This is a genomic window from Citrobacter sp. CK198, assembly GCF_030333295.1.
GTDB lineage: Bacteria > Pseudomonadota > Gammaproteobacteria > Enterobacterales > Enterobacteriaceae > Citrobacter_B > Citrobacter_B koseri.
Genome location: NZ_JAOWGE010000035.1, coordinates 82,739 through 100,182, shown reverse-complemented (window position 1 = coordinate 100,182; position 17,444 = coordinate 82,739). Strand labels below are relative to the sequence as shown.

The following is a 17,444-nucleotide window of genomic DNA, read 5'->3' as shown; positions in this document are numbered from 1 at the left end:
CATCAGATGATGTAGAGAATTATTCTGCGCAAGCGAAGTAATTGCGTTGTAGGATAACGCCGCTGATATGGATAAAATGGCTATACAGAGGAAAATGTGAGGCAGGTTGCAACCCTCACTCTTGCGAGTGAGGGCTGTGGGGATTAATGCGCTTTAACGGTTTTTGCGGTTTTCTGTTTACACAGATAGCCAACGCCCAGAATGACAATCCACACTGGAATCAGGTAGACCGAGATGGCCATGCCTGGCGTCATCAGCATAATGACCAGCACCGCCGCCATAAACAGCAGGCAGACCCAGTTACCCAGCGGGTAGAACAGCGCCGGGAAGCGAGTTTTCACTCCCTGCTGCTGTTTGGCGCGACGGAACTTTATGTGCGCGAGGCTGATCATTGCCCAGTTGATCACCAGAGCAGAGACCACCAGCGCCATCAGCAAGCCGAATGCCGAGTCCGGCGCCATATAGTTAATCAGCACGCAGAGCGCGGTAACCAGTGCGGAAACCAGAATGGTGTTCACCGGTACGCCGCGTTTATCCACGCTTAAAAACACTTTCGGCGCGTTGCCCTGCTGAGCCAGGCCGAACAGCATACGGCTGTTGCAGTATACGCAGCTGTTATAGACGGACAGCGCCGCAGTCAGTACCACGATATTCAGCGCGTTGGCTACGAGGGTATCGCCCAGTTCGTGGAAGATCAGGACGAACGGGCTGGTATCAGCCGTTACGCGCGTCCACGGCAGCAGAGAAAGCAGCACCGCCAGCGAACCAATATAGAAAATCAAAATACGGTAGATAACCTGGTTCGTCGCTTTCGGAATGCTTTGCTCCGGGTTGTCCGCTTCCGCCGCCGTGATCCCGACCAGCTCCAGTCCACCGAAGGAGAACATGATAATCGCCATCATCATGACCAGCCCGGTGAAACCATGCGGCAGAAAGCCGCCCTGTTCCCACAGGTTACGCACGGTTGCCTGCGGGCCGCCGTTGCCGCTAAACAACAGCCAGCCGCCGAAGAGGATCATCGCCACCACTGCGATAACTTTAATGATGGCAAACCAGAACTCCATCTCACCAAACACTTTCACGTTGGTCAGGTTGATGGCGTTGATGAGCACAAAGAAGGCCGCAGCGGAGACCCAGGTGGGGATTTCAGGCCACCAGAACTGAATGTATTTCCCGACCGCCGTCAGTTCCGCCATCGCAACCAGCACATACAGCACCCAATAGTTCCAGCCGGAAGCGAAGCCTGCAAATCCGCCCCAGTATTTATAGGCAAAGTGGCTGAACGAACCGGCAACCGGCTCTTCAACCACCATTTCACCTAACTGACGCATGATCAGAAAAGCGATAAAGCCCGCGATGGCATAACCCAGAATAATCCCTGGCCCTGCTGACTGGATAACGGATGCACTGCCCAGAAACAGCCCGGTACCGATTGCGCCCCCCAGGGCGATTAGCTGGATATGGCGGTTTTTAAGACCGCGCTTTAGCTGCTCGCCATGCTGTTGACCTTCCATCATGAAACCTCGTGTGTGGTTATTTTTGAACTACGCAGTGACGCGTGTGTAAGTTTGCAATTCCATTTGTTGTATTAATATGTTTACGCTGATGAAATCTTAATTGTTACCGAAAGTCTTTCGTCGGCTAAAGAATAATGGTATGCGGGCGTTAATGCACCTGCTTTATGAAGGGACGATGACGAGTTGAATAAAAAGAAACCATTTGTAAATACCACCTCTCCCACCTCAAATTTTAGCTGATAAATATTTATTCATTATTTGTGAATATAAAATCATTAAATAAGCGGTTGAATCGGTTCAGATAAAATTTTTCCTCGTTTCAATTACGTTAAATCTACTCCCAGGGGAGTAAATTTAACATTTGTGCATAGTTACATCTTTGAAACGTTATTTCTGTAATCTTGTTAAAATGTGCGTGGTTTACTGATTTCAATCAAAACCTGTATGGACAGAAGGTGAATACTTTGTTACTTTAGCGTCACGAACGTGAAATTGGTAAGACCAATTGACTCCGGGCAAATGGCTTAAGACAGGAAATCATGGCCTACAGCAAAATCCGCCAACCAAAACTATCCGATGTGATTGAGCAGCAGCTGGAGTTTTTAATTCTTGAGGGGACTTTGCGCCCCGGCGAAAAACTCCCACCGGAACGTGAACTGGCTAAACAGTTCGACGTCTCCCGCCCCTCTTTACGCGAGGCGATCCAACGTCTCGAAGCGAAGGGTTTGCTGCTTCGTCGCCAGGGCGGCGGAACTTTTGTGCAGAGCAGTCTGTGGCAGAGCTTTAGCGACCCACTGGTAGAACTGCTCTCCGATCATCCTGAATCCCAATTTGACCTGCTTGAGACGCGCCATGCGTTGGAAGGCATTGCCGCTTATTACGCGGCATTGCGTAGCACGGATGAAGACAAAACCCGCATTCGTGAACTCCATCATGCCATCGAGCTTGCACAACAGTCCGGCGATCTGGATGCCGAATCCGACGCGGTTCTCCAGTATCAAATCGCTGTCACCGAAGCGGCGCACAATGTGGTGCTGCTCCATCTGCTAAGGTGTATGGAGCCGATGCTGGCGCAAAACGTTCGTCAGAACTTTGAATTGCTGTATGCGCGCCGGGAGATGCTTCCGCTGGTGAGCAGTCATCGCACCCGTATTTTTGAAGCGATCATCGCCGGTAACCCGATCGATGCGCGTGAAGCGTCGCATCGTCACCTGGCGTTTATCGAAGAGATTCTCCTGGACAGAAGCCGTGAGGAAAGCCGTCGTGAACGCGCCTTACGCCGTCTGGAGCAACGAAAGAATTAGTGATTTTTCTGGCAGAACGTTAACCAGAAGATGTTGTAAATCAAGCGCAAATTATAGCGCGCGGCAACTAAACGCAGAACCTGTCTTATTGCGCTTTCTGGCGAAAGCTCAATGGGACAGGTTCCAGACAAATCAACGTATTAGATAGATAAGGAATACCCCCATGTCAGAACGTTTCCCAAATGACGTGGATCCGATCGAAACTCGCGACTGGCTACAGGCGATCGAATCGGTCATCCGTGAAGAAGGTGTTGAGCGTGCTCAGTATCTGATTGACCAGCTTCTTTCTGAAGCCCGCAAAGGCGGCGTGAAAGTAGCGGCAGGTGCAGGGGCTAGCAACTATGTAAACACTATTGCCGTTGAAGATGAACCGGAATACCCGGGCAATCTGGAACTGGAGCGTCGTATCCGTTCAGCTATCCGCTGGAACGCCATCATGACCGTACTGCGTGCGTCTAAAAAAGACCTCGAACTGGGTGGCCACATGGCTTCCTTCCAGTCTTCCGCAACTGTTTATGATGTTTGCTTCAACCACTTCTTCCGCGCACGCAATGAGCAGGATGGCGGCGACCTGGTATACTTCCAGGGCCACATCTCCCCGGGCGTGTATGCACGCGCATTCCTGGAAGGCCGTCTGACTGAAGAGCAGATGGACAACTTCCGTCAGGAAGTTCATGGCAAAGGCCTTTCTTCCTACCCGCACCCGAAACTGATGCCGGAATTCTGGCAGTTCCCGACCGTATCTATGGGTCTGGGGCCAATCGGTGCGATCTACCAGGCTAAATTCCTGAAATATCTGGAACACCGTGGTCTGAAAGACACGTCCAAACAGACCGTTTACGCTTTCCTGGGCGACGGCGAGATGGACGAGCCGGAATCCAAAGGGGCTATCACCATCGCCACCCGTGAGAAACTGGACAACCTGGTCTTCATCATCAACTGTAACCTGCAACGTCTGGACGGCCCGGTAACCGGTAACGGCAAAATCGTTAACGAACTGGAAGGCATCTTTGACGGCGCTGGCTGGAACGTGATCAAAGTGATGTGGGGCGGTCGTTGGGATGAGCTGCTGCGTAAAGACACCAGCGGTAAACTGATCCAACTGATGAACGAAACCGTTGACGGCGACTACCAGACCTTCAAATCCAAAGATGGCGCTTACGTACGTGAGCACTTCTTCGGTAAATATCCAGAAACCGCAGCCCTGGTTGCTGACTGGACTGATGAGCAGATCTGGGCACTGAACCGTGGTGGTCACGATCCGAAGAAAGTCTACGCTGCACTGAAAAAAGCGCAGGAAACCAAAGGCAAAGCAACAGTAATCCTGGCCCATACCATCAAAGGTTATGGCATGGGTGACACTGCCGAAGGTAAAAACATCGCGCACCAGGTTAAGAAAATGAACATGGACGGCGTTCGTTACGTCCGCGATCGTTTCAACGTGCCGGTATCCGATGCTGACATCGAAAAACTGCCGTACATTACCTTCCCGGAAGGTTCTGAAGAGCACACTTATCTGCACGCACAGCGTCAGAAACTGCACGGCTACCTGCCGAGCCGCCAGCCGAACTTCACTGAGAAGCTGGAACTGCCGACCCTGGAAGACTTCGGCGCGCTGCTGGAAGAGCAGAACAAAGAGATCTCCACCACTATCGCTTTCGTTCGTGCCCTGAACGTGATGCTGAAGAACAAGTCGATCAAAGATCGTCTGGTTCCGATCATCGCTGACGAAGCGCGTACTTTCGGTATGGAAGGTCTGTTCCGTCAGATCGGTATTTACAGCCCGAACGGCCAGCAGTACACCCCGCAGGACCGTGAGCAGGTTGCTTACTACAAAGAAGACGAGAAAGGTCAGATTTTGCAGGAAGGCATCAACGAGCTGGGCGCAGGTTCTTCCTGGCTGGCCGCTGCGACCTCTTACAGCACCAACAACCTGCCGATGATCCCGTTCTACATCTACTACTCCATGTTCGGGTTCCAGCGTATCGGCGACCTGTGCTGGGCAGCAGGTGACCAACAGGCGCGCGGCTTCCTGATCGGTGGTACTTCCGGTCGTACGACGCTGAACGGCGAAGGTTTGCAGCACGAAGATGGTCACAGCCACATTCAGTCTCTGACTATCCCGAACTGTATCTCTTACGATCCGTCTTACGCGTACGAAGTTGCGGTCATCATGCACGATGGTCTGGAGCGTATGTACGGTGAGAAACAAGAGAACGTTTACTACTACATCACCACGCTGAATGAAAACTACCACATGCCAGCCATGCCGGAAGGTGCTGAGGAAGGTATCCGTAAAGGTATCTACAAACTCGAAACCCTCGAAGGTAAGAAAGGTAAAGTTCAGCTGCTGGGCTCCGGTTCTATCCTGCGTCACGTTCGTGAAGCAGCAGAGATCCTGGCGAAAGATTACGGCGTAGGTTCTGACGTTTACAGCGTCACCTCCTTCACTGAACTGGCGCGTGATGGCCAGGATTGTGAGCGCTGGAACATGCTGCACCCGCTGGAAACTCCACGCGTTCCGTACATTGCTCAGGTAATGAACGACGCGCCGGCAGTGGCATCGACTGACTATATGAAACTGTTCGCCGAGCAGGTTCGTACTTATGTACCGGCTGATGATTACCGCGTACTGGGTACTGACGGTTTCGGCCGCTCTGACAGCCGTGAGAACCTGCGTCACCACTTCGAAGTGGATGCATCTTATGTGGTTGTTGCGGCTCTGGGCGAGCTGGCTAAACGTGGCGAAATCGATAAGAAAGTGGTAGCGGAAGCCATCACCAAATTCAACATCGATGCAGATAAAGTTAACCCGCGTCTGGCGTAAGAGGTAAAAGAATAATGGCTATCGAAATCAACGTACCGGACATCGGGGCTGATGAAGTTGAAATCACCGAGATCCTGGTCAAAGTGGGCGACAAAGTTGAAGCTGAACAGTCGCTGATCACCGTAGAAGGCGACAAGGCCTCTATGGAAGTTCCATCGCCGCAGGCGGGCGTCGTTAAAGAGATTAAAGTCTCTGTTGGCGACAAAACCGCGACGGGCGCACTTATCATGATTTTCGATTCCGCCGACGGTGCAGCTGACGCTGCGCCTGCTCCGGCAGAAGAGAAGAAAGAAGCCGCTCCGGCAGCCGCTCCTGCTGCTGCGGCAGCGAAAGACGTACACGTACCAGATATCGGCGGCGACGAAGTTGAAGTCACCGAGATCCTGGTGAAAGTGGGCGACACCGTTGCGGCTGAGCAGTCGCTGATCACCGTAGAAGGCGACAAAGCCTCTATGGAAGTGCCGGCGCCGTTCGCGGGTACGGTTAAAGAGATCAAAGTCAACGCTGGCGATAAAGTGTCTACCGGCTCTCTGATCATGGTCTTCGAAGTGGCGGGCGCTGCGCCTGCTGCTGCGCCCGCTCAGGCGGCAGCACTAGCAGCGGCGGCTCCGGCAGCAGCGGCTGGCGCGAAAGACGTTAACGTACCGGACATCGGCGGCGACGAAGTTGAAGTCACCGAAGTGATGGTTAAAGTCGGCGATAAAGTTGAAGCTGAACAGTCGCTGATCACCGTAGAAGGCGACAAGGCCTCTATGGAAGTGCCGGCTCCGTTCGCGGGCGTGGTTAAAGAGCTGAAAGTTAACGTTGGCGACAAAGTGTCTACCGGCTCTCTGATTATGGTCTTCGAAGTGGAAGGCGCTGCCCCTGCCGCGGCTCCGGCTGCTGCTCCGGCACCTGCCGCTGCACCTGCTCAGGCCGCTAAACCGGCTGCTGCGCCTGCGGCAAAAGCGGAAGGCAAATCTGAGTTTGCTGAAAATGACGCTTACGTTCACGCGACCCCGCTGATTCGCCGCCTGGCGCGCGAGTTCGGCGTTAACCTGGCGAAAGTGAAGGGTACTGGCCGTAAAGGTCGTATCCTGCGCGAAGACGTTCAGGCTTACGTGAAAGACGCTATCAAGCGCGCTGAATCCGCGCCAGCGGGCGCAACCGGCGGTTCTCTGCCAGGTCTGCTGCCGTGGCCGAAAGTGGACTTCAGCAAGTTTGGTGAAGTGGAAGAAGTTGAACTGGGCCGCATCCAGAAAATCTCTGGTGCTAACCTGAGCCGTAACTGGGTGATGATCCCGCACGTTACGCACTTCGACAAAACGGATATCACCGATCTGGAATCGTTCCGTAAGCAGCAGAATGCGGAAGCTGAAAAACGTAAGCTGGACGTGAAATTCACGCCAGTGGTCTTCATCATGAAAGCCGTTGCCGCTGCTCTGGAACAGATGCCGCGCTTCAACAGCTCTCTGTCTGAAGACGGTCAGCGCCTGACGTTGAAGAAGTACATCAACATTGGTGTCGCGGTCGACACGCCGAACGGTCTGGTTGTTCCGGTGTTCAAAGATGTGAACAAGAAGAGCATTACTGAGCTGTCCCGTGAACTGACGACCATCTCTAAGAAAGCGCGTGATGGTAAGCTGACCGCTGGCGAAATGCAGGGCGGTTGCTTCACTATCTCCAGCATCGGTGGCCTGGGCACCACCCACTTCGCGCCGATTGTGAACGCGCCGGAAGTGGCTATCCTCGGCGTTTCTAAGTCCGCAATGGAACCGGTGTGGAATGGTAAAGAGTTTACTCCGCGTCTGATGATGCCGATTTCTCTCTCCTTCGACCACCGCGTGATTGACGGTGCTGATGGTGCTCGCTTTATCACCATCATCAACAACACGCTGTCTGACATTCGCCGTCTGGTGATGTAAGCAAGCAAAAAAGTCGGCCTGACGGCCGGCTTTTTTCTGGTAATCTCATGAAGTGAGTGAGGTTATCGTGCGAAAGACAAATCGGTTGCCGTTTGTTGTTTCAAAATTGTTAACAATTTTGTAAAATACGGGCGGATAGAACGACCCGGTGGATGATGGGCGACAAGACCAGGGATCGCCGGGAATAAATTAAGAGGTCATGATGAGTACTGAAATCAAAACTCAGGTCGTGGTACTTGGGGCAGGCCCGGCAGGTTACTCTGCTGCCTTCCGTTGCGCTGATTTAGGTCTGGAAACCGTAATCGTAGAACGTTACAACACCCTCGGCGGTGTTTGTCTGAACGTCGGCTGTATCCCTTCTAAAGCTCTTCTGCACGTAGCAAAAGTTATCGAAGAAGCCAAAGCACTGGCTGAACACGGTATCGTTTTTGGCGAGCCGAAAACCGATATCGACAAAATTCGTACCTGGAAAGAGAAAGTTATCACTCAGCTGACCGGCGGTCTGGCTGGCATGGCGAAAGGCCGTAAAGTGAAAGTGGTAAACGGTCTGGGTAAATTCACCGGGGCCAACACCCTGGAAGTGGAAGGCGAGAACGGCAAAACCGTGATCAACTTCGACAACGCGATTATCGCAGCAGGTTCCCGTCCGATCCAACTGCCGTTTATTCCGCACGAAGATCCGCGCGTCTGGGACTCCACCGACGCACTGGAACTGAAATCCGTACCGAAACGTCTGCTGGTTATGGGCGGCGGTATCATCGGTCTGGAAATGGGTACGGTGTACCATGCGCTGGGTTCAGAGATCGACGTGGTTGAAATGTTCGACCAGGTTATCCCGGCGGCTGACAAAGACATCGTTAAAGTCTTCACCAAACGCATCGGCAAGAAATTCAACCTGATGCTGGAAACCAAAGTGACTGCCGTTGAAGCGAAAGAAGACGGTATTTACGTTTCCATGGAAGGCAAAAAAGCACCAGCAGAAGCACAGCGTTACGATGCGGTGCTGGTGGCTATCGGCCGTGTGCCGAACGGTAAAAACCTCGATGCTGGCAAGGCTGGCGTAGAAGTTGACGACCGTGGCTTCATCCGCGTAGACAAACAGCTGCGCACTAACGTACCGCACATCTTTGCTATCGGCGATATCGTCGGTCAGCCGATGCTGGCGCACAAAGGTGTTCACGAAGGTCACGTTGCCGCTGAAGTTATCGCCGGTAAGAAACACTACTTCGATCCGAAAGTTATTCCGTCCATCGCCTACACTGAGCCAGAAGTTGCATGGGTAGGTCTGACGGAGAAAGAAGCGAAAGAGAAAGGCATCAGCTACGAAACCGCCACCTTCCCGTGGGCTGCATCTGGCCGTGCTATCGCTTCTGACTGCGCAGACGGTATGACCAAGCTGATTTTCGACAAAGAATCTCACCGTGTTATCGGTGGTGCGATTGTCGGCACCAACGGCGGCGAGCTGCTGGGCGAAATCGGTCTGGCGATCGAGATGGGCTGTGATGCTGAAGACATCGCGCTGACTATCCACGCTCACCCGACTCTGCACGAGTCCGTTGGCCTGGCAGCCGAAGTGTTCGAAGGCAGCATCACCGACCTGCCGAACCCGAAAGCGAAGAAGAAATAATCTTCTGAGTGGATAAAGAAAAAGCGGCTTAGCGGCCGCTTTTTTATTGGGGCAAATCCTGACCCGGGTTTTGCCGGATGGCGGCATCAACGCCTTATCCGGCCTGTAATCTTTGATAACCGCTTTTACTCAACGGTCTGCCAGTGGGCATCGGCATTGAATTTATTGATTGTCGCGACGTTCTTCTCCGTCTCTTTTCCCAGGTTCGCCTGATACACCTTATCGTCCTGATTCACCATAAAGCTCATGACGCCCGTCTTCCCCCAAATTACCGGCCAGGCCAGCAGGGCGAAACCGTCCTTTTCGCTATCGGGAATAATGCGGAAATGGTAGCCGTGATAACCCTCACCGGGTGCCGAAGGACTGAATGCCGGGCCTAACGGGCTGGGCATCTCGCCGGGTTGTGCCGGCCAGTACAGTCCATCCTGCTGACCTTTGCTACTGATGAGTTTTGTCGCGAACCTCTGTTTGCGTTGCCAGTAATCGTATTGGGCATCCACATAGGCGCGCATCGCTTCTATCGCCGACAGTTCATTGCGGCCGATGGCGCGGGTGAGGATCTCGTCCTGTGCGGCCGCCATATCAAAATGCCAGCCATCAGCATCTTTCATCATCGGTACAGGCAGTTGCCACTCGTCGCGCCCGACGTTCAGGTGCGCGGTATCGCCTTGCTGCACGATACGGTGGCTGATTTTCCAGTCGCGGTTAAAGCGGGCAACGGCTTCGGGATCGGCGCCTTCCTGCGGCAGAAACTGTCGCCAGTTATCGCCCAATAGCGCAGTCAACTGCGCCTCGTTTTGCGTGGCGACTGCGGTCGCGAACGCCGTTGCCGCGTCATCAGGCGAAGGGAAACGTTGTTGCGCGTAGCTCAATAACGGCAACGACAGCAGCAGGGTGCTTAACAGGATTTTTTTCATCATCGACTCCGGTTAACGACGGCGAAATTCATGGCGCTCGGAAAGGTGTTCACGCGCAGCGGCACGCTGTTCAGTATTGAGATTGCCGACGTGACGACTCTGCTGGCCGCGCTGCTGCTGAGATTGCCAGGAGGGCGAACGGCTGTCGTTACCGCTGAACACATTGGCATGGTTCTGCCGGAAGGTCTGACGCTGCTGCGGCGTGGCGGATGCGACGCGCTGGTGAACGGTCTCCCGTTGCTGCTGTGACAGTGAATGTGACTGAACCGACTCCCTGTGAACGCTGTTTTGCCGGGTGTCGTAGCCGCGATAGTTATTCCGCTGGGCAATCTGGTTTAGCTGCTGCGAGGCCGCTTTGCGCTGAGCATCGCGGGACGTCGCGCCAGGCGGTTGGGTTCGCGTGGCGGGAGACGCGTGGCTATGCTGCTGGAATTGCGCCATCGCCGCCTGACGCTGGCCGTCGCGGGAGGCTGGCGTCTGTTGAGTAGCGCTTAACCCGCCGCTGACATCGGTTTGATGAAAACGTTGGGACACCGCGTTGTTCTGATAGGGCACGCCGTTGCGATACGCCGGGTTGTGCTGCCAGGCCATTGTCTGCCCTTTGAGATTTTGCCCGGTAATGTGATTGAAGTTATTCACATTGATATTGATGTTATCCCCGTTGTGCTGGTAGCCATTGCCGCCGTGATGGTCGTTATCATCGTGGTGGTGATGGTCATCGTCGTGGTGATGATGATGATCGTCCCAGTCGATGCTGCTGAACAATGCGTAGGTGGTGGCGACGCCGAGGCTATAACCAAAGCCTTTCACGAAACTGTCGGCGAATTGCTGTCCGGGAGGCGGCGGCAGATACACGGGCGGGTAAGCGGTGTTCGGCCAGGCGCCGTAAACGGTCGCGGGATTATAGTTGGGAACATAGACGACCTGTGGATCGGCGGGCTCAATTTTGATCACCGTCGGCGTCGTGCTTTGTACGTTAGCTGCGGCGCTCTGCTTCGGCGTGCTGCTGACCGTTTGCTGCGGCGTGGATTTCAGCGAGCCGGTTTGCTGCGCCAGTAAACGCAACCGTTGCACCGCGTCCATGACGTCCTGCGGCTGGGCCAGAAAAGCGTCGCCAAGGTTTTGCACCCACGTTGGGTTTTCGCCCATCAGCGCCATCAACTGGGGAAACGCCACCAGTGATTTCACGCTCGGGTCCCAGGGCTGACCGGAGACGGCCTGTATTGCCGCATCGCCTTGCAGGGTTGGGTTGTCATGCGACCACTGCACTGCCTGAACCACGTTCGCCGGATAGGTGGCGGCCATCAGCACCTGAGAAAGCAGCGAGTCAGGGTAGAGCGCTATCGGGGCGACCCATTGATCGATTTGCGCTGCGGTAAACGCGGCTTTTGCTTCAGGTTCCGCGGCGGCGGTCGGCTGCGGCTGCACGGCGACGGGCGCGGGTTGAAGCGGGGCTTCGGGCGTGCGGCTTTTTACATACAACACACCCGAAGCGGCAAATAACCCTGCGCTGCATACCAGCGCAATTACATGGGGCTTAAAGGGCAACGTCATTTTATCTCTCCCGATTCCTGAAGAATCGTCATGGTCATTATGCCTGCCGCCAGCGGGTGCGGTGTTGCGTGAGTATAGGGCGGCGGGAGTTTAATTTTTGACTAATATTGGGATCGCTACCGTCAGGTGATGATTAGCGTTCGAAATAATGTGAGCAAACGTTGCAGGGGAAAATGTCTCTTTCCTGGAAAGGCGAAGGGCAATAGACCATGCGTAACGATTCAGCCACTTTTTTATGTTGCTTTTTTGTAAACAGATTAACACCCCACTAAAATCCTGCTATTCTGCCCGTTGCGGTATCGGGCATTTACCCTACAAACTGCTGTCTCACAGGAGCGTGAAGAGAATCGCCCATATACAAAAGCGCCGCACTATGACAATGAGAGCGAGGAGAACCGTCGTGCTAGAAGAATACCGTAAGCACGTAGCTGAGCGTGCCGCCCTTGGGATTGTGCCCAAACCCTTAGATGCAACCCAAATGGCCGCACTTGTCGAGCTGCTGAAGACCCCGCCTGTGGGCGAAGAAGAATTCCTGTTAGACCTGTTAATCAACCGTGTTCCCCCTGGCGTCGATGAAGCCGCCTATGTAAAAGCGGGCTTTCTCGCTGCCGTCGCGAAAGGCGACACTACCTCCCCGCTGGTTACTCCAGAAAAAGCCATTGAACTGCTGGGCACCATGCAGGGTGGTTACAACATTCATCCGCTGATCGACGCGCTGGACGATGCCAAACTGGCGCCGATTGCCGCTAAAGCGCTGTCCCATACCCTGCTGATGTTCGACAACTTCTACGATGTAGAAGAAAAAGCCAAAGCGGGCAACGAATACGCGAAGCAGGTGATGCAGTCCTGGGCCGATGCCGAATGGTTCCTGAACCGTCCTGCTCTGGCTGAAAAAATCACCGTTACCGTCTTTAAAGTGACCGGTGAAACCAACACCGACGACCTCTCTCCGGCGCCAGATGCCTGGTCCCGCCCGGACATTCCGCTGCACGCGCTGGCGATGCTGAAAAACGCCCGTGAAGGCATTGAGCCGGATCAGCCTGGCGTGGTGGGGCCGATCAAACAGATCGAAGCGTTGCAGCAAAAAGGCTATCCGTTAGCCTACGTGGGCGACGTTGTCGGCACCGGTTCTTCGCGTAAATCCGCCACCAACTCCGTGTTGTGGTTCATGGGCGATGACATCCCGAATGTGCCGAACAAACGCGGCGGCGGTCTGTGTCTTGGCGGCAAAATTGCGCCTATCTTCTTTAACACGATGGAAGATGCGGGCGCGCTGCCCATTGAAGTGGACGTGAATAACCTGAACATGGGCGATGTGATTGACGTTTACCCGTACAAAGGTGAAGTCCGCCATCACGAAACCGGCGAACTGCTGGCGAGCTTTGAACTGAAAACCGACGTGCTGATCGACGAAGTGCGCGCGGGCGGTCGTATTCCGCTGATCATCGGTCGCGGCCTGACCACCAAAGCGCGTGAAGCGCTGGGTCTGCCGCACAGCGATGTGTTCCGTCAGGCGAAAGACGTGGCGGAAAGCGCTCGCGGCTACTCGCTGGCGCAGAAGATGGTGGGCCGCGCCTGCGGTGTTGCCGGTATCCGTCCGGGCGCTTACTGCGAACCGAAAATGACCTCCGTAGGCTCTCAGGATACCACTGGCCCAATGACCCGTGACGAACTGAAAGACCTGGCGTGCCTGGGCTTCTCGTCTGACCTGGTGATGCAGTCTTTCTGCCATACTGCGGCGTATCCGAAGCCGGTTGACGTAACTACGCACCACACGCTGCCGGATTTCATCATGAACCGTGGCGGCGTCTCTCTGCGTCCGGGCGATGGCGTAATCCACTCCTGGCTGAACCGTATGCTGCTGCCGGATACCGTTGGTACCGGCGGCGACTCCCATACCCGTTTCCCGATTGGCATCTCCTTCCCGGCGGGTTCTGGCCTGGTGGCATTTGCGGCGGCGACCGGCGTCATGCCGCTGGATATGCCGGAATCAGTGCTGGTGCGCTTCAAAGGCAAAATGCAGCCGGGTATCACCCTGCGCGATCTGGTACACGCGATCCCGCTGTACGCGATCAAACAGGGTCTGCTGACCGTTGAGAAGAAAGGTAAGAAAAACATCTTCTCTGGCCGCATTCTGGAAATCGAAGGGTTGCCGGACCTGAAAGTGGAACAGGCGTTTGAGCTGACCGATGCCTCTGCGGAGCGTTCTGCGGCAGGCTGTACCATTAAGCTCAACAAAGAGCCGATCATCGAGTACCTGAACTCCAACATCGTTCTGCTGAAGTGGATGATCGCGGAAGGTTACGGCGATCGCCGCACCCTGGAGCGCCGTATTCAGGGCATGGAAAAATGGCTGGCGGACCCGCAGTTGCTGGAAGCGGACGCGGATGCCGATTATGCGGCGGTGATCGAGATCGATCTGGCTGATATCAAAGAGCCGATCCTCTGCGCGCCGAACGATCCTGACGATGCGCGTCTGCTGTCTGATGTGCAGGGCGAGAAGATTGACGAAGTCTTTATCGGTTCCTGTATGACCAACATCGGTCACTTCCGTGCGGCAGGTAAACTGCTGGATGCGCACAAAGGCCAGCTGCCGACCCGCCTGTGGGTGGCGCCGCCAACCCGTATGGATGCCGAGCAGTTGACCGAAGAGGGCTACTATAGCGTCTTTGGTAAGAGCGGCGCGCGGATTGAAATTCCAGGCTGTTCACTGTGCATGGGGAACCAGGCGCGTGTGGCTGACGGGGCGACGGTTGTTTCTACCTCAACCCGTAACTTCCCGAACCGTCTGGGAACCGGGGCGAATGTCTATCTGGCTTCTGCGGAACTGGCGGCGGTTGCGGCGCTGATCGGCAAACTGCCGACGCCGGAAGAGTACCAGACCTACGTTGCGCAGGTGGATAAAACCTCCGTGGATACCTACCGTTATCTGAACTTCGATCAGCTTTCCCAGTACACCGAGAAAGCCGACGGCGTGATTTTCCAGACCGCGGTGTAACGGCTCCGACCTGTTCTGCGTAAAAACGCATCAATGCCCGGTGAACCTTGCGTCACCGGGCATTTTTATTTCTATTCCTTCCGCCCGTTCCGCTTTTTTTCTTCCGTTGTGCTGCGATAATTACAGCATGGGCGCAATGCGGTAATGGCGCATTGCCGGGAGCAGAGGAACACATTATGGATTACGAATTTCTGCGCGATATTACCGGAGTGGTAAAAGTGCGAATGTCCATGGGCCACGAGGTGGTGGGGCACTGGTTTAACGAAGAAGTGAAAGAGAACCTGGCCTTGCTTGATGAAGTGGAACAAGCGGCGCGTGCGCTAAAGGGCAGTGAGCGTTCCTGGCAACGGGCGGGACATGAATATACGCTCTGGATGGATGGCGAAGAGGTGATGGTTCGCGCTAATCAACTGGAGTTTACCGGCGACGAAATGGAAGAGGGGATGAACTACTACGACGAAGAGAGCTTATCGCTCTGCGGCGTGGAGGACTTTCTTCAGGTTGTTGCGGCTTACCGTCATTTCATTCAACAACGCTAAATACGGTGGAGCCTCCGTGCTCCGCCGTTACGCTTATACCGCAGGGATATTGCGGCCGTAGTAAATCTCGCGCATCTCTTTCCACAGCGCAGCGGTAATCTCTTTGCGCTCGGTTTCCGTCAGATCTTCCGGTTTAGTGTGGAACATGTAGTGCTTAAGATCGAACTCTTTAAGCAGCATCTTGGTATGGAAGATATTTTCCTGATACACGTTCACATCCACCATGTCATACAGCGACTTCATGTCGTCGGACATAAAGTTCTGAATGGAATTAATCTCATGATCGATAAAGTGTTTCATGCCGTTGACGTCGCGGGTAAACCCACGTACGCGGTAGTCGATGGTGACGATATCGGACTCTAACTGGTGGATCAGGTAATTCAGCGCCTTCAGCGGGGAAATCACGCCGCAGGTCGAAACTTCAATGTCGGCGCGGAAGGTGCACAATCCGCCTTCCGGGTGGCTTTCCGGGTAGGTATGCACGCAGATATGGCTCTTATCCAGATGGGCGACGACGGCCTCGGGCAGCGGGCCGGGATGCTCTGTTTTGTCGATAAGCTGTGGGTCGACCGGCTCTTCGCTTACCAGAATAGTGACGCTGGCGCCCTGGGGTTCATAATCCTGGCGGGCGATATTCAGGATATTCGCGCCGATGATGGAGCACGTCTCTGACAGAATTTCCGTCAGGCGATTGGCGTTATAGAGTTCATCGATATAGGCAATGTAACCATCGCGCTCTTCTGCGGTTTTGGCGTAGCAGATATCGTAAATACAAAAACTCAGACTTTTGGTCAGATTATTAAAGCCATGCAGTTTCAGTTTTTTCAATTTCTTATCTTCTCCTTAGGACGACGGTGTTGCGAGCGCGTCTTGCAAATACTGAGGTAAGGCAAAAGCTGCCGTGTGAACAGACGGATTGTAGTAACGGCATTTCAGGCCGGAGGTATGGAAACGCGCCTGAATAATCTCGGTTGACAGGTGGCGCAGCGCGTCATTGTCCGTCGCCCACGCGAAGGTCATAATGCCGCCGTAGTAGGTCGGAATGGCTGCCTGGTAGAAGCTGACATCGCCAAAGTAATGGCTGAGCTTGCGGTGGCTGTCAATGGCTTCATCCTGTTGCAGGAAGCAGACGCCGTTCTGTGCGACAAAGATCCCGCCAGGATTCAGACAGCGCTTGCAACCTTCATAGAAGGTTGAGGTGAACAGACTCTCGCCGGGGCCGATCGGATCGGTACAGTCGGAGATGATCACATCAAAGGTCTGGCTGGTCTGATTCACGAAGTTAACGCCATCGTCGATCACCAGATTAAAACGCGGATCGTCATAGCTGCCTGCGTTGTGATTCGGCAGATACTGACGGCAGAAAGAGACCACGCCTGCGTCGATCTCCACCATCGTGATCGTTTCGACATTTTTATGCCGTGTTACTTCACGCAGCATTGCGCCGTCGCCGCCGCCGATGATCAGCACATGTTTCGCGTGGCCGTGTGCCAGCAGCGGAACGTGGGTCATCATCTCGTGATAGATAAACTCATCGCGCTCGGTGGTTTGCACCACGCCGTCCAGCGCCATTACGCGGCCAAACGCGGCGTTCTCGAAAATAATCAGATCCTGGTGATCGGTTTTCTCGTGATACAGCACGTTGTCCACGGCAAAGTACTGACCAAACTGGTCGTGTAGCGTTTCATGCCACTTCGTATTTTCGGCCATTGGCTGATACCTCCATTGTTAACACCCGTAAAAAATGGGCGCAACATAATAGCTAACAATGACCGATGATGCACGGTCATTATTTCAGCAATAAGGTATCCGTTGGGTATAACGCGAGTTATTTTACGTAGGCCAGCAAACTCAGGGAATCGCGCGCCAGCGCTTTGCATTTTTTGGCGACGGGAATACCGATGCCGCTCAGATCGCGGTAGCTGTCTTCACCGAGGGATTTCATGTCGAAGGAGTCGTAATTGCTGAGGTCCCACTGGTTTTGCTGGGCAAAAAAGACCAGTGCGCGACGAATCTGACCGTTCGGGAGATTCTGGTAGCCGCAGTCATTTTTCAGAAAGACGAACACCGCCGTTAAATCTGCCATATCTTCGGCTTCGGATTCACTGAGCGCATAGCTGTTTGCGCATACGGCCATCAGGCTGCCGAACAACACTGTTCTGAAAAACGTCTTCATTGCTTCTACCACTGCATCACGGAAATTAAACGTTAGCACACTGCGGGCGAGGCGACGACATTTATTATTGTATCCGACGGG

The 17,444-nt window shown here is 54.3% G+C and carries 12 protein-coding genes; 6 read left to right on the top strand and 6 right to left on the bottom strand.

Features of this window, described 5'->3' with window-relative positions:
* Positions 1–143 precede the first annotated feature (143 nt).
* The gene (aroP, locus tag OGY62_RS18405; RefSeq protein WP_012134051.1) at positions 144–1,517 is read right to left on the bottom strand and encodes an aromatic amino acid transporter AroP; all 1,374 of its coding nucleotides are present in this window, start codon (positions 1,515–1,517) and stop codon (positions 144–146) included.
* Between the two features lie 539 nt (positions 1,518–2,056).
* Between aroP and pdhR the strand changes: the two genes are divergently transcribed.
* The 4 genes from pdhR (at position 2,057) to lpdA (ending at position 9,179) form a co-directional block, all read left to right on the top strand.
* On the top strand, positions 2,057–2,821 hold the full coding sequence (gene pdhR, locus OGY62_RS18400) for a pyruvate dehydrogenase complex transcriptional repressor PdhR (RefSeq protein ID WP_012134049.1): 765 nt from the start codon (positions 2,057–2,059) through the stop codon (positions 2,819–2,821).
* A gap of 163 nt (positions 2,822–2,984) precedes the next feature.
* Positions 2,985–5,648: a pyruvate dehydrogenase (acetyl-transferring), homodimeric type gene (gene aceE, locus OGY62_RS18395; protein ID WP_012134048.1), complete on the top strand. Its 2,664-nt coding sequence runs from the start codon at positions 2,985–2,987 to the stop codon at positions 5,646–5,648.
* 14 nt (positions 5,649–5,662) lie between these two features.
* Entirely contained in the window at positions 5,663–7,552 is a 1,890-nt protein-coding gene (gene aceF, locus OGY62_RS18390; RefSeq protein ID WP_286460384.1) for a pyruvate dehydrogenase complex dihydrolipoyllysine-residue acetyltransferase, read from the top strand.
* Positions 7,553–7,754: 202 nt separating this feature from the next.
* Positions 7,755–9,179, top strand: coding sequence for a dihydrolipoyl dehydrogenase (gene lpdA, locus OGY62_RS18385; protein WP_047463778.1), 1,425 nt, complete (start codon positions 7,755–7,757; stop codon positions 9,177–9,179).
* A 125-nt stretch (positions 9,180–9,304) separates the two neighbouring features.
* Here the strand turns inward: lpdA and OGY62_RS18380 are convergent, their stop codons facing one another.
* The gene (locus tag OGY62_RS18380; protein WP_200053659.1) at positions 9,305–10,096 is read right to left on the bottom strand and encodes a DUF2950 family protein; all 792 of its coding nucleotides are present in this window, start codon (positions 10,094–10,096) and stop codon (positions 9,305–9,307) included.
* Positions 10,097–10,108: 12 nt separating this feature from the next.
* A complete protein-coding gene (locus OGY62_RS18375; RefSeq protein WP_286460383.1) occupies positions 10,109–11,650 on the bottom strand; it encodes a DUF3300 domain-containing protein in 1,542 nt (513 codons plus the stop codon).
* Positions 11,651–12,050: 400 nt separating this feature from the next.
* Between OGY62_RS18375 and acnB the strand changes: the two genes are divergently transcribed.
* Entirely contained in the window at positions 12,051–14,648 is a 2,598-nt protein-coding gene (gene acnB / locus OGY62_RS18370) for a bifunctional aconitate hydratase 2/2-methylisocitrate dehydratase (protein WP_286460382.1), read from the top strand.
* Between the two features lie 176 nt (positions 14,649–14,824).
* On the top strand, positions 14,825–15,187 hold the full coding sequence (yacL, locus tag OGY62_RS18365) for a protein YacL (protein WP_012134038.1): 363 nt from the start codon (positions 14,825–14,827) through the stop codon (positions 15,185–15,187).
* Positions 15,188–15,220: 33 nt separating this feature from the next.
* Here the strand turns inward: yacL and speD are convergent, their stop codons facing one another.
* The 3 genes from speD to OGY62_RS18350 all read right to left on the bottom strand — a co-directional run bounded on the left by speD (position 15,221) and on the right by OGY62_RS18350 (position 17,363).
* Complete coding sequence (gene speD / locus OGY62_RS18360; protein ID WP_012134037.1) at positions 15,221–16,015, bottom strand: adenosylmethionine decarboxylase; 795 nt, start codon at positions 16,013–16,015, stop codon at positions 15,221–15,223.
* A gap of 15 nt (positions 16,016–16,030) precedes the next feature.
* Positions 16,031–16,897 (bottom strand): polyamine aminopropyltransferase, encoded by an 867-nt coding sequence (gene speE / locus OGY62_RS18355; protein WP_012134036.1) that lies wholly within the window; start codon positions 16,895–16,897, stop codon positions 16,031–16,033.
* A 118-nt stretch (positions 16,898–17,015) separates the two neighbouring features.
* A complete protein-coding gene (locus OGY62_RS18350; RefSeq protein ID WP_012134034.1) occupies positions 17,016–17,363 on the bottom strand; it encodes a YacC family pilotin-like protein in 348 nt (115 codons plus the stop codon).
* Between the last annotated feature and the right edge of the window lie 81 nt (positions 17,364–17,444).